This is a genomic window from Actinoplanes subtropicus, assembly GCF_000721705.1.
Taxonomy (GTDB): domain Bacteria; phylum Actinomycetota; class Actinomycetes; order Mycobacteriales; family Micromonosporaceae; genus Actinoplanes; species Actinoplanes subtropicus.
Genome location: NZ_JOJL01000046.1, coordinates 35637 through 48125 on the forward strand (window position 1 = coordinate 35637; position 12489 = coordinate 48125).

16 protein-coding genes are annotated in these 12489 nt (G+C 71.1%); 7 read left to right on the forward strand and 9 right to left on the reverse strand.

Annotation, left to right across the window (positions count from 1 at the left end; translation table 11 throughout):
- Positions 1–95: 95 nt before the first annotated feature.
- The gene (locus tag IH26_RS0145755; protein ID WP_051809731.1) at positions 96–602 is read left to right on the forward strand and encodes a HEAT repeat domain-containing protein; all 507 of its coding nucleotides are present in this window, start codon (positions 96–98) and stop codon (positions 600–602) included.
- Here IH26_RS0145755 and IH26_RS56725 read toward each other — a convergent pair.
- From IH26_RS56725 to IH26_RS0145770, 3 genes are all read right to left on the reverse strand, one after another.
- Positions 584–2251 (reverse strand): family 43 glycosylhydrolase, encoded by a 1668-nt coding sequence (locus tag IH26_RS56725; protein ID WP_084599715.1) that lies wholly within the window; start codon positions 2249–2251, stop codon positions 584–586. The genes IH26_RS0145755 and IH26_RS56725 overlap by 19 nt on opposite strands.
- 90 nt (positions 2252–2341) lie before the next feature.
- Complete coding sequence (locus IH26_RS0145765; RefSeq protein ID WP_030442589.1) at positions 2342–3013, reverse strand: polysaccharide deacetylase family protein; 672 nt, start codon at positions 3011–3013, stop codon at positions 2342–2344.
- Complete coding sequence (locus IH26_RS0145770) at positions 3013–3678, reverse strand: glycoside hydrolase family 11 protein (protein ID WP_030442590.1); 666 nt, start codon at positions 3676–3678, stop codon at positions 3013–3015. Before IH26_RS0145770 ends, IH26_RS0145765 begins: the two co-directional genes overlap by 1 nt.
- Before the next feature lie 312 nt (positions 3679–3990).
- Here IH26_RS0145770 and IH26_RS0145775 point away from each other — a divergent pair, with 312 nt between their 5' ends.
- Positions 3991–4428: an RDD family protein gene (locus IH26_RS0145775; protein ID WP_030442591.1), complete on the forward strand. Its 438-nt coding sequence runs from the start codon at positions 3991–3993 to the stop codon at positions 4426–4428.
- 23 nt (positions 4429–4451) lie between these two features.
- On the opposite strand, the gene IH26_RS0145780 is transcribed toward IH26_RS0145775, so the two are convergent.
- A complete protein-coding gene (locus IH26_RS0145780) occupies positions 4452–4982 on the reverse strand; it encodes a HEAT repeat domain-containing protein (protein WP_051809733.1) in 531 nt (176 codons plus the stop codon).
- A 14-nt stretch (positions 4983–4996) separates the two neighbouring features.
- Positions 4997–5938 carry a hypothetical protein gene (locus IH26_RS0145785; RefSeq protein WP_030442593.1) on the reverse strand — a complete coding sequence of 314 codons (942 nt, stop codon included), beginning with the start codon at positions 5936–5938 and terminating at the stop codon, positions 4997–4999.
- Between the two features lie 126 nt (positions 5939–6064).
- Here IH26_RS0145785 and IH26_RS0145790 point away from each other — a divergent pair, with 126 nt between their 5' ends.
- Entirely contained in the window at positions 6065–6442 is a 378-nt protein-coding gene (locus IH26_RS0145790; protein ID WP_157437741.1) for a hypothetical protein, read from the forward strand.
- A gap of 2 nt (positions 6443–6444) precedes the next feature.
- Here IH26_RS0145790 and IH26_RS56730 read toward each other — a convergent pair whose 3' ends face one another.
- A complete protein-coding gene (locus IH26_RS56730; protein WP_051809734.1) occupies positions 6445–7002 on the reverse strand; it encodes a LysR family transcriptional regulator in 558 nt (185 codons plus the stop codon).
- 135 nt (positions 7003–7137) lie between these two features.
- On the opposite strand from IH26_RS56730, the gene IH26_RS0145800 reads away from it, so the two are divergent.
- Positions 7138–7662 (forward strand): hypothetical protein, encoded by a 525-nt coding sequence (locus IH26_RS0145800; RefSeq protein ID WP_157437742.1) that lies wholly within the window; start codon positions 7138–7140, stop codon positions 7660–7662.
- An 82-nt stretch (positions 7663–7744) separates the two neighbouring features.
- Here IH26_RS0145800 and IH26_RS0145805 read toward each other — a convergent pair whose 3' ends face one another.
- Complete coding sequence (locus IH26_RS0145805) at positions 7745–8014, reverse strand: DUF2277 domain-containing protein (protein WP_030442597.1); 270 nt, start codon at positions 8012–8014, stop codon at positions 7745–7747.
- A gap of 99 nt (positions 8015–8113) precedes the next feature.
- Between IH26_RS0145805 and IH26_RS0145810 the strand changes: the two genes are divergently transcribed.
- Genes IH26_RS0145810 through IH26_RS0145820 form a run of 3 tightly spaced genes read left to right on the forward strand, consistent with a single transcriptional unit; the run spans position 8114 to position 9980 of the window.
- Entirely contained in the window at positions 8114–8878 is a 765-nt protein-coding gene (locus IH26_RS0145810) for an isocitrate lyase/PEP mutase family protein (protein WP_034217504.1), read from the forward strand.
- 37 nt (positions 8879–8915) lie between these two features.
- Positions 8916–9587: a TetR/AcrR family transcriptional regulator gene (locus IH26_RS0145815; RefSeq protein ID WP_034217506.1), complete on the forward strand. Its 672-nt coding sequence runs from the start codon at positions 8916–8918 to the stop codon at positions 9585–9587.
- A gap of 6 nt (positions 9588–9593) precedes the next feature.
- Positions 9594–9980 carry a DnaJ family domain-containing protein gene (locus IH26_RS0145820; RefSeq protein ID WP_030442600.1) on the forward strand — a complete coding sequence of 129 codons (387 nt, stop codon included), beginning with the start codon at positions 9594–9596 and terminating at the stop codon, positions 9978–9980.
- Here the strand turns inward: IH26_RS0145820 and IH26_RS0145825 are convergent.
- Together IH26_RS0145825 and IH26_RS0145830 are read right to left on the reverse strand one after the other, a co-directional pair.
- A complete protein-coding gene (locus IH26_RS0145825; RefSeq protein WP_030442601.1) occupies positions 9977–11575 on the reverse strand; it encodes a DUF6114 domain-containing protein in 1599 nt (532 codons plus the stop codon). The genes IH26_RS0145820 and IH26_RS0145825 overlap by 4 nt on opposite strands.
- 81 nt (positions 11576–11656) lie before the next feature.
- Entirely contained in the window at positions 11657–12298 is a 642-nt protein-coding gene (locus IH26_RS0145830) for a DUF6230 family protein (protein ID WP_030442602.1), read from the reverse strand.
- Positions 12299–12489 lie beyond the last annotated feature (191 nt).

The window sequence follows — 12489 nt, forward strand, 5'->3', positions numbered from 1 at the left end:
GCCGGGCTGACCTGCCCACTCACCCTCCCGGCTGGCGAGCGTTACGCAGAGTATTTCTTTCGGGTGGAACAGGTTCGCCCAGTACATTGCACGCCGTGGATAGCGTTGATCGTCTTCTGGGGCGGTTCGGAACGCCCGGCGCCGACCAGGTCCGGCTGATCCTCGACGCCGAGCCGCTGCTGCCCGATCCGCGGGTCCACGCCTTCCTCATCGCCCTCGCCGCCGACCCGGCCGGCTACGACCTGGCCCGGATCGAGTGCATGAAGATCCTGCGGCTCTCCCCGCCGGCCGGGCCGGCGGTGTGGCGGCAGGCGGGCCGGGCCGTGGCCGCGGCGCTGGCCGAGGACGACCGGCTGGTACGCCAATTCGCGGCGATGTCGCTCGGCCCGTACGCCCAAGATGAAGTTGTCTTTCGAGCCCTCGCCGCGGCGGCCCTGCACGACGAGGATCTCGACGTCCGCTACAACGTGCTGGACGCGCTCGAGGAGGCCGGCCCGTCGGACCGCAACGCCGGCCTCCTACGCCGCCTGACCGACGACCCCGAGGTGGGCAACGCCGCGGCCCGCGTGCTGCGCGCCTGGAATCACGGCGTGTCCAGGTAGGACGGCAGCACCGTGCCGTCCCGGCTCACCAGCCGGGTCGTCTCGATCCGCCACTCGCCGGCCAGCGCCCGCCCGGTCCCGCTCACCACCCGGTAGAACCCGTCGCCGACGGACACGAACCGCCACTCCTGGCACAAGCCCCGCCCCGGCGACCGGAAGGCGATCGTCCGGCCGCAGGCGTTCAGCGCCCGCGTCCCGGCCGGGTCGGCGATCAGCACCCTCCCGACCGGCTGCAACCGGAACTGCTGACACGTCGCGCCGGTCGCGGTCGCCGTCTGGATCGCGTCCCCGGTGCACCCGGCCGGCTGCAGCACCCGCCCGTTGAGCTTGCTCCGGATCGTGGACCAGCCGTCCGTGGCCGGGTCGACCGCGAACTGCTGGCAGTCGTTGTGCAGCCAGCCCCACTGCGCGACCCGGGCGCCCTCCGCGTTCACGCAGGCCGCCACCTCGGCGATCTTGTTGCTGAACCGGTTGTCGATGCTCACGTAGCCGGGGTCGCGCGGGTCGAGCCGCCATTGCGAGCACGTACTCTCCGACGGGGCGGCCAGCGTGATGTCGGCCCCCTCGTACCCGCAGGTGGCGTTGGACACGACCCGCCCGTCCACCCGGTTCACCAGCTGCAGATAGGCCGGCCCGTGCCCGATCCCCACGCTCCCGGAGAGCGGGTCGCCGAGCGCCGGCCAGTCGCCCGCCCAGCGCAGCGGCCGCACCGACAGCTTGGGGGCGCCGTTGTCGTACAGGTCGTAGTAGTGGTGCACGTACAGATTGCCGTAGACGTCGCCGCCGCCCGGCCCGCGGAACTCGTTGTAGCCGCGCAGCAGTTCCGTCCCGCCGCCGGTCAGCATCGGCGTGCCGGACCGGTCCACATAGGGCCCGGTCACGCTCGCCGAGCGCCCGACCACGACCCGGTAGTCGCTCTCCACCCCGCGGCAGCAGTAGTCCAGGCTCGCGAACAGGTAGTAGTACCCGCCGTGCCGCACGATCGACGCGCCCTCGATCGAGGCCCCGCCGCGGGAGGCGAGCGAGTAGATGGCCGGGTCGCCGGCCAGCCCGGTGGCCGGGTCCAGCCGCCGCATCTTGATCCCGTCCCAGAACGAGCCGAACGCGAGCCACTGCCCGCCGGCCGCGTCGGTGACCAGGTCGGGGTCGATGGCGTTGAAGTTGTCCGAAGTGGCGGAGCGCAGCACCATCCCGCGGTCCACCCAGTGGTAGTCCGGGCTCGACGGGTCCAGCGTCCGGTTGGTCGCCAGCCCGATCACCGAGTTGTTGGTCCCGAACGAGCTCGCGGCGTAGTAGAGCCGGTATTCGCCGTGGTAGTAGGAGATGTCCGGGGCCCAGAAGTCGCCCGGCGTGACGCCGAGCTGCTGCGGGATCCACGCCGGCGCGGTCGTGAAGACCGGCCCGAGCTCCTCCCAGTGCAGCAGGTCGGCCGACCGTTTCATCGGCAGATAGGTCCGGGTGGCGATGTCCCCGGTGATGAAGGCGTAGTAGTACCGGCCCTGCTTGATCATGGTGGGGTCGTGGGCGATCGGGTCGTTCGCGATCCGTCCGACGGGGGAGTTCGAGGCGAGCGCGGGCTGCGACAGCACCGCGATCGAACCGACGATCAAAAGCAAGATTGCGTACGCCCGGCAGGCAGCTCTCCGCATTCGAGCATCATCATCAATGTTCCGCGGAAAGGCCATACCCGGCGGCGCGGCGGCCCCGTGGACCGCCGCGCCGTGCTTCCGGCTCGGGGGTCAGGCCGGGGCCACGGCCCGGCCGGTCTGCGGCGAGATCATGCCGGCGCACAGGCCCCGGCTCGCCAGGCCCTGGGCGATGCGCGGGATCGCGGCGAGCGTGTTCGCCGGCCACTCGTGCATCAGGATGATCTGCCCGTTGGTCAGCCGGGCGTTGGCCGCGACGATCGCGTCGACGCTGGCGCCGTTCCAGTCCTGCGAGTCGACGTCCCAGATGATCTGGGTGAGGCCGTACTTCGCCGCCACCGCCCGTACGGTCGCGTTGGTTTCGCCGTAAGGCGGCCGGAAGAGCTTGGGCCGTCCGCCGCCGGCGTTGGCGATCGCGGTCTGGGTACGCGAGATCTCCGAGTCGATCTGCGCCTGGGTCTCGGTGGTCAGGTGCGGGTGGGTGTAGCTGTGGTTGCCCACCCACATCCCGGCGCGGGTCTCGGCCGCCACCTGGGCGGGGTAGGCGGCCGCGTACTGGCCCTCGTTGAACATCGTGGCCCGCAACCGGTTGGCCGTCAGGGCGTTCAGGATGGCCGGCGTGTGCGCGTTCGACGGCCCGTCGTCGAAGGTGAGCCCGACGTACCCGGTGCAGGCGGCGGCCTGGGCCGGCGTGTTCAGCGCCACGACGGCGACCCCGCTGGTGGCGACGGCCAGCGCCGCCACGGCGATCCTGGGAATCCTCATCACGCACCGGCCAGCGTGATGTTCGAGCTGCCGCTGCTGTGGTAGCCCTCGGTCGCCAAAATCATGTAGTTGAACGCGCCCAGGTTCATGCCGTGCTGCGCCCACGCGTTGAAGTGGTTCCCGGTGGTGATCTTCCCGCCGGTCCGCTTCGCCTGCCGCACGCTCCAGTACTGGTTGAACGTCCGGATGCCCTGGATGGACGGCGCGTTGTACCGGGTCGTCTCGTAGATGTCGTACGTGCCGCCGTCGCTGGTGACGGTGCCCTTGTACGTCCCGGTCGGCCGGTACGTGCCGTAGTTGTCCACGATGTAGTACTCGACCAGCGGGTTCGTCGTCCAGCCGTAGAGCGACAGGTACGCGTTGCCGGACGGGCTGAAGCTGCCGCTGTAGCTCACCGTCCGCCGCCCGCCGGTGCTCCAGCCCTTGCCGGCGACGAAGTTGCCGACGTTGCTCCAGCTGGTGCTGTAGTTGCCGCCGGAGCCGAGGGTCATCGAACACGACCCGCTGTCTTTCCAGAACGAGTAGAAGTAGCCGTTGTTCATGCCGGTCTGGTTCGTCGTGATCGCCGCGTGCGCGACGCCCGGCACGAGGAACACGCCGGCGACCACGGCGGCCATACCGGCCAGCACCCGCCGGCGAGTGCGGCCCTTCGGGGGAGCGTTCATGTGCACACCTCTCGTGACGGCCGGCGGCCGGGGACGCCGCCGGCAGGGGACGGGCAGCCCGCATCGAGCCGGCCGGTGGAAGCCGACGTGCGCTGCGGTTCGGGGGATGTCATCGAGCCTCGTCGATGGCGCCAATATTGGCCGGTCGCCCGTCCGGTGTCAACAACTTCCGGAGAGTCACCGTAATTCGCGGAGGCCGTATTGCCAGGCCCAGCCGCCGTGGTCTGGCCGTTTCCGGGCGTGACCCGGCTCTGAGCTGCGCCGCTAGCCGAAACTTCCGGAGCGCTTGCACCTGGGGGGCACTATCGGATCATGACGTACCAGTACGCCCAGCCGAACGTCCACGTGACCGGTCGGCGGATCGTCGCCACCATCATCGACGGCATCGTCCTCGGCGCCCTCGGCTCGGCCGCAAATGCCGCCGTCGACACCGGCCGGACCACCTCCGGCTTCGACATGACCACAATGAGCTTCGGCGGCAGCCTGCGCCTGGGCGTCGTGGTACTGCTCTACTACACCCTCTTCGAGGGCCTGACCGGCCGCACGGTCGGCAAGTTCTTCACCGGCATCCGCGTCGTCGACGCCGGCACCGGCCGCGCGCCCGGCCTGCTGTCGGCCCTGGTCCGCACCCTGCTGCGGGTGATCGACGGCATCTTCGCCTACCTGGTCGGCTTCCTGATCGTCATCAACTCCGACCGCCGCCGCCGGCTGGGCGACATGGCCGCCAAAACCCTGGTCGTACGGGCGTAGGCCGGCCCGAGGAGGCAGAACCATCACCCCTCCGGGTCGGCTACCGGGGCGGTGCCTCGCCCGCCCCAGCTGTCCAGAGTCCGGGCCGCCGCGCGGCCCAACTCGGCGTCGCCGGCCAACCGCCGGAGCAGGTCGGCGCGCCGGTCGGCGGGGCCCGCCTCGGCGACCGCGGCCAGCGCGCTGTGCCGTACGTCAAGGTCGTCGTCGTGCAGCACGGCGGCCGTCAGCGCCTCGAAGACCGGCGGGTCGTCCAGATAGGGCCCGAGAGACATCGCGGCGTGCTGCCGGACCAGCTCGTCGTCCTCCCGCAGCGCCGCCGCGACGGCTCGCCCCGCGTCACGGCGGGCGGCCGGCATCGGCGGCGGCCACCACCGCAGGATCTTCATGCACTCGATGCGGGCCAGGTCGTACTCGCCGGGATCGGCGGCCACCGCGGTGAGGAACGTGATCACTTCCGGATCCGCGGCGTGCTCGTCCAACGAGGCGACCGCCTCGGCCTTGACGTCATCGTCGGGCGTCGACCGAAACAGCTCGATGAGACGACTCTGCCGCATCCCAGACCTTCCGCTCACCGAACCCCTGCGATCGACGATGATAGGCCGGTGCCGGCCGCTACGGCTGGAGGGCGGTGCGGGACGCCCGGTCGGCGGCCACGTAGAGATCGGCACGGTGGTTGTTGCCGGCTTCGGCGGCGAAGGCCGCCACGCGGCTGGCGAGCACGAGCCGGAAGCGGAGCGGGCCCGTCCGGGGTGGCTTGCAGCAGACCGTAGTACTCCGGCGCGGCCGGCTGCTTGCCGTCGGCAGCCGAGGCCGCGGTCCAGAGCGTCACGGTCGCCCCGGCCGGGACGCCCGCGCGTACCGCCGTGACATTGCCGTCGGCCGGGAGGTCCAGCCAGCGGCGATCGAGGATGGGCGTGGTCTCCAGCAGGGCAGCGCCGGGCGAGGTCCGGGCCGCCACGGCAACGGTGCTCCAGAAGCTGTCGTCGGCCGAGGGCAACCCCGTGGTCTCGGGCGACGCGTCGTAGCGCACCGTCGGGCCGGACACGATCGGTGGCAACAAGGCGGGATCCTCGGTGTACGGCGCGATCTCACCGCTGACCACGCCGCGTACCACCTCGCGCACCTTGACCAGGCCGAACAGGCTGGCGGCCAGCGAGGCCGCCCACCGGACGGAAGAAACCAGGACGACGCGCCCCAACCCGGAGATGACGACGTCGATCAGGACAAGTGCCCAGGACAGCTGAAATGCCCAGTGCCTCGTCAGACCGCTCGCGTCGTCGCCGAAGGAACGCAGGATGGGCTTGGTCCACAACAGCCAGCTGAGCGCGACAAGCTGCAGAGCGACGATGTCGGCCCGATCGATAGCATCCCACGACGTCCCGGACGCGACGAGCACCACCGCCGCGACAACGTGCAGCGTGGCAACCAAGACGCCGAGGACGAGCACAGTGCCGGCCAGCATCTCCCACCGGCGCATGGTCTGCGAGGTGGAGGTCAACGTCGTGGTCATGCTTACTGCCTTCCCCCTATGCCGGCGCGCCCATCAAACAGGGCGAAGCATGATCTGGTCAACGAATATCAACTCGCGCGGGGCCTGCCTCAGGAACGGTTCGTGTGGCCGGGCAGTCCAAGCGGAATGCGTGTGGTCCTGCTCGGCGCCGCTGTCCTGCTGTTGTCGGCATGTTCGGTGGGTCGCATGTGCCCGATGTACCGGGTCGCCGACGGCGGCGGCGTCACGGTCGACGCCTCCGCCTACGTGACCGCCCACCCGTCCGTGGCCAAGCTGTGCCTGCCCGCCGGCTTGTGCCGGCCGATCGAGCGGTTCACCATCCCCGGCGGCGGCCTCGACCCCCACCACATCGACCTAACGGTCACGACCGCGACCGGAACGGTGCTGCTGCACGCCACCGCCATCGTCCGGATGCATCACGTCGACCCCGACCCGGGCTGCGGCAACGACTTCGACGCCGGCTCCATCACCATCGCCGCGGACGGCTCCGTCGCCACCTCCTGAGCCTACGAGCGCAGGAGCCGGAGGAGGGTGTCGGCGGGGTCGCCCCGGTGGTCCCGATGCCGGGACACATAGCAGGACGGGGACACTCGCACGGAACTGACGTCCCCTGCCGCCGGGCGGGCGTCGGTGACGATCAGGTCCGCCTCGTGGCGGCGCAGCACCTGCGCGCCGTCGTGGTGGGCGAGCGGCACACGGCGTACGCAGGTCCCGGGCCGGATCGCACGAAGCGCGAGGAAGGCCGGCCGGAGGCGGTGGTCCGAGCCCTGGATCGCCACGCGCAGCGTGGCCGACGGGCCCTCGCGCACCGACTTGTGGATCAATTCGATCGCGGTCAGCAGCCGGGGCGCGGCCCGCAGGACCCGTGCCCCGGCGGGCGTGAGACCGGTGACGCCACCGTTGTCGCGGATCAGCAGGCGGCCGCCGGCCTGGCGTTCCAGCGTCTGGATCCGCTTCGTCAGCCCGGACGGCGAGATGGCCAGCTCGCGGGCCGCCGCCGTGAAGCTGCGCGTGCCGGCCAGCACGACGAAGCTCCGCAGCGAAGCGAATTCGAGGTCGGGCATGCGGTCACCGTCGCACGCGGCGCTGAAGCGAGCCTGAAACGGCCCGGTCAAGGGGTGCTGCCGAGCTGGAACAACCCGTTGTGCGCCGGATTCCGCGGCCGGAGCATCGTGGCGACGCCATACGAGGGGAGAATCATGCGCAGATCGATTTTCATGGTGGCGATGGCGCTGGTGGCCGCCTCGCTGGGGCTCGTGCCGGCCGCGCCGGCCAGCGCGGCGCCGCCGCCGGGCGAGACCTATCTGGAGCTGTTCTGGAACGGCGACCGCGAGGACAACCTGCTGTGCGGGACGCTCGCCTGCGAGAACGACCAGTTCGGCTCGGGTTACCGCTTCATCCGCAACGAGGGGCTGGCCTTCGATCACCCGGCGCCGGGCACGGTGCCGCTCGAACTCTTCTACAACGGGAACCGTGGTGACAACGCGGACTGTGTCACCGACACGTGCATCAGCGCCCAGCTGAGCTCGGTCTACGACTTCATCCGCAACGAGGCCTGGGTCTATCCGACGCAACAGCCGGGCACCGTGCCGCTGCGCATGTGGTGGAACAGCGACCGCGAGGACAACGCCCTGTGCGTCACCACGACCTGCAACAACGACCAGGTCAGCAGCGGCGGCTACAAGTTCCTGCACATCGAGGGCTGGGTCTTCCCGGCGAGCTGAGCGCGTGACTGCGAACGTCGCGGTCAGCCGACCGGCCAGGAGGAGGCGGCGGCAGTCGGTCGAGGCCGAATCCGGACCCGGCTCAGGAGGCGTAGCGCTTCTCCGCCCGGGCCCGGGCCTTCGCCGCCTCCTCCTCGCGGTTCTTGGGGGCGGCCGTGGTCACCAGCTCGCCCAGCAGATCGGCGGTGGCCGCGGCGACCGCCGCCACGGCTCGGTCGAACGCCTCCTGGTTCGCCTGGGACGGCCGGGTCGTGCCGGCCACCTTCCGCACATACTGCAGGGCGGCGGCCTGGATCTCCCCGGACGTCGCCGGTGGCTCGAAGTTGTGCAGCTGGTGGATGTTGCGGCACATCGCGTCTCGTCCTCCCACTCGGGCTGCCGCCAACCTACGCCCCGGGTCCGACAAAAACTTCGCCCGCGGCCGAATCGCCGGCGTCCTACCGTCGAGAGCATGCCCGACTTCCGCGATCTGCACCGCCCCGGCGCCCCGCTCCTGCTGCCCAATGCCTGGGACGTGGCCTCCGCGCTGGCCCTGGCCGACGCCGGGTTCGCCGCGATCGGCACCACCAGCCTGGGCGTCGCCGCCGCGCACGGCCTCCCGGACGGCCAGGAGCAGGGCAAAGACCAGACCCTCGAGTTCGTACGGGCATTGCACGGTCGCCTGGAGATCCCGCTGACGGTCGACGCCGAGGGCGGCTTCGGCGGCTCCCCGGCCGAGGTCGCCGACCTGGCCGCCACCCTGCACGCCGCGGGCGCCGCCGGCCTCAACCTCGAGGACGGCCGCCCGCACGGCACCCTGGCCCCGCCGGACGACCAGGCCGCCCGGATCGCCGCCGTGAAGGCCCGCTCCCCGGGCCTGTTCGTCAACGCCCGCACCGACACCCACTGGACCGGGACCGGCGACCTGGCCGAGGCGCTGTCCCGGGCCCGCACCTACCTGGAGGCCGGCGCCGACGGCATCTTCGTCCCCGCCGTCGCGGCCGACGACGACATCCGGGCGCTGGTGGCGCTGGGCGCTCCGGTGAACGTCCTGCTGCTCCCCGGCATGACCGTCCCGCACCTGGCCGGCCTCGGCGTGGCCCGGATCAGCACCGGCTCGCTGCTCTTCCGCGCGGCCCTCGCCGCCGCGGTCGGCGTCGCCCGGGAGGTGGCCGCCGGCGCCCCCGCCCCGGCCGTGACCCTCACCTACGCGCAGGCGAATGCCCTTTCGCGCTGACCGTCCCACCGTTATGGCGCCGGGGCAGGGTGGAGGCATGGCAGAGACGAGAGGGAAGCCGGGACCACGCCGGACGCTCACCGAGCAGGAGATCCTGGACGCCGCGCTGGCCCTGCTCGACACGGGCAGGTCGGGCGCCGCCTCGATCCGCCGCATCGCCGCCGCGGTCGGGGTGGCGCCGAACGCGGTCTACACCTACTTCCCGGACAAAACGGCCGTCGATCGCGCCCTGGTCGAGCTCATCCTGGCCGAGGTGACCGCGGAGCTCACCGGCGGCTGGCGGGCACGGGTGGAGGCACTCGCCGTCGACCTGCGCCGGCAACTGATCGCCCACCCGGGCGCGGTCCCGCTCCTGCTCGGCGGCCCGCTGGACGGCCCCAACTCGCTCCGGCTGGGCGAGTCCCTTCTGGGTCTGCTGGCCGCCGGCGGACTCGATCCGGCGTCCGCGGCCCGGGGCTCGTACCTCCTGATGGTCTATGTCCTCGGCGCGGTCGCGCTGGAGGTCGACGACGTCCCGCCGGGGATGCTCGCGCCGGAGGCGGAGCGGATCGCGGCCCGCCGGGCCGCCCTGTGCGAGGTGCCCGCCCAGGCCTTCCCGCGGATGGCGGCCGCGACCGGCGTGCTGGCGGCCTCGATCGGCACCGAGCAGTTCCGATGGGGGCTGCGCCGGTTGCTGGACGGACTGCAGGCCGAGGCGGAACTAAACTGAATCGGCATGGTGCACTGGTACGAGTCGTCGATCGACCGGCAGCTGCGGGAGGCGACCGAGCGCGGCGAGTTCGACAATCTACCTGGCGCCGGCCGGCCCCTGCGCGACCACGGCCGGGAGTATGACGAGGACTGGTGGGTCAAGGACTGGCTGGAGCGCGAGGGCGCGACCGCCGGCGTCCTCCCGCCCACCCTGGCGCTGCGGCGCGAGGTGGAGGATCTCGAGGCCCGGGTCGACCGGCGGCGCACCGAGCGCGAGGTTCGTGAGTACGTGGCCGAGCTCAACGAGCGGATCGGCCGGGCGCGGGTGGGCCGGATGGACGGCCCGCCGGTGCTGCTTCCGCCACGCGACGCCGACGAGGTCGTCGCCGCGTGGCGGAAGCGCCGTTCCTAGTTCTGGATCACGAGCGGGTCGCCGGTCAGCGTGTCGCAGCGGACGTACGCCAGTTGGATGGTCACGTCGGTGAACCAGAGGATCGGCAGGGTCAGCGGCGGCGGCGAGTCCGGCGTGAAGGTCACCGGGATCAGGCCGAAGAGCTTGCCCTTGAACTCTGGGGTGTAGAACTTGACCGTCCCGGTGGTGGTCAGCTCCTTGCTGCTGATCACCGTCTGGCTGCCGTTCTTCTCGGCGATGGTCAGCTTGAACGGCTTGTTGACCGCCTTGTCCATGCTGAACTTCAGCGCCTTGAACGACCCGCCGCCGGTGGTCGGCATGTTCACCACGCCGTCGTAGGTCGAGTTGTACATGGTCAGCGAGTCGACCTGCATGACGCCCGGCTTCTGGGCCACCTGCGGGATGTCGTCGGCGCCGGCCACCTTGCCGTAGATGCGGGGGCCGAGGCAGGGGATCACGTCGCCGCTGGCGGTCGTCGTGGCGGCGGCCGGGGTCGTGGTCTTCGTCGGGTCGGCGGAAGCGGACGAAGCCGAGGACGTGCCGGTCGCCGGGGACGTCGTGGTCGGATCGGCCCCGGGGGTCGTGCTCGCCGACGGCGACGGCGACGTGCTCGGAGACGCCGACGAGTCGTCGCCGATGCCGAGCAGGTTGCCGATGCCATCGATGACGCCCTTGATGCCGCTGACGACGGTATTGCTCTCGGACGAGGCCGAGGGCGAAGGGGTGGCCGAGGTGGTCGTCCTGGCCGACGTCGACCCCGCCTTCGTGGTCTTCGCGGTCTTCGGCGCCGTGGTCTTGGCCGTCGTGGCCTTCTTGACGGCAGCGGCCGCCGCGGCGGCGGTCGTGGTGGTGGCCGTGGCCGAGGGCAGGCCGTCGGGGCAGGTCTCGTCGGCACTGGCCGGGAGGTTGCTGCCGGCCACGACGACGATGGCGGTCACCGCGACCGGAATGAGCGCGAGCGCCATGGCCCGCGGGTTACGGGCCAGGCGCTGGAGACCGGTCGCTCGCGGCTTTTCGGCCTGCGGCGGCTCCGGCTGCGCGGCCTGGCCGGCGGGGCGGATCGGCTGCTGGTCGTGCGGGCGGTCGTCGTGGCCGGCCACCTCGATCTGCTCGGTCGGCGTCTCGGCCGGCCAGTTCTCGTTGAAGATGTCGTCGCCGACGTCGACCGGCCCGTCCTCCTGGTGGTCGGTGGGCTCGCCGGCCGGCGGGCCGGCGATCTGGTCGCCCGGCTTCGAGCGGGGCGGTCCCCAGGAGATGACCAGCGCGCCGCCGACGATGCCGAGGATCATGCCGACGATGAAGCCGCCGAGGTTCACGCCGATGAACGAGTAGAGCGCGGTCAGCACGCCGACGATGCCGTAGAACAGCCGCTGGGCCGGGGTGATGGCACAGAGCACCGCGCACAGGATCAGCACGACCGGCACCACGTACGAGAGGAAGCCCTGCTGGCCCATGTGGATCTGGAGATTGCCGAGATCCATGTTCGCCGTGTAGAGGATCTCGAGGCCCGCCAGGAGGAAGAACAGGCAGCCCCAGAACGGGCGCCGCCGCCGCCAGTGCCGGAACTTGGCCCAGAAACCGTCAGTCGCTGCCACTACATGCCCTCTCACACGGGTGTGTCGCTCACATGGGTTGGGGCCCGCGAGGAGGTCTCGCGAGCCCCGGGGGTTGCCGGATCAGCCGTTGAAGCAGTCCTTGTTCTGGCCCACCAGCAGCTGCAGGTGCATGCCCTGGAGGACGAAGGTCGACGCCGAGGTGGATTTCGCCGTCTGCTTCAGGTTGTCGATGTGCACCGTCTTGGCGCCCTGGCCGAAGCCACCGGCCGTGCCGGCCGGCACCTTGTCGCCGGCCTGGTCGAGGGTGCTGGCGTCCTGACCGATGTTGATGTCGCCGAAGGTCGCGTCGCCGCTGAGGTCGGACATGCCGATCAGCAGGTCGTTCGCGCTGACCGCCTTTTTCTCCGCGGTCTTGCCGGCCTCGATCCGCAGGGTGAGCGGAATCGACGTACCCGGGATGTTGCCGACGACCGACTGGCACAGGTCGTGGATCGTGGCGGACTGGATGCCCGACATCGCCAGCGGAACCTTGGTGCCGTCGGCCGTAGCCTGCGCACCGCTGTACTGGGTGAAGCCCGTGCCGTCCAGCGACGTCGCGGTGAGGTGGAAGTCCTGGCCGGAGATGGAGAAGCTGGCCGCGAGCGCGCCCTGAGCGAGCGCAACGACCAGGCCACCCGCGACAACGGTGGGCACGCCCACCGCGACCGCGAACCGGCGCCAGTTGGTGCGCCCCTCCGTCGCGGCGTCTTGCGAATCCTTCACGGATCCTCCTAGGGAATATCTGACGGCGCGCAGGCCTCACCGCAGGGGCTCGCATCGACGGGCGACCCTGTCGATCTTCCGCCAGCAGAGAGTTCCGTCGATGCCGTCGTTTAACGTTCGGGAAATGTTGCCGTCCCAGGTCAGCGGTTACAAGTGGCAGACCTACCAGTCAGTAACCCAGCTCACTTCAC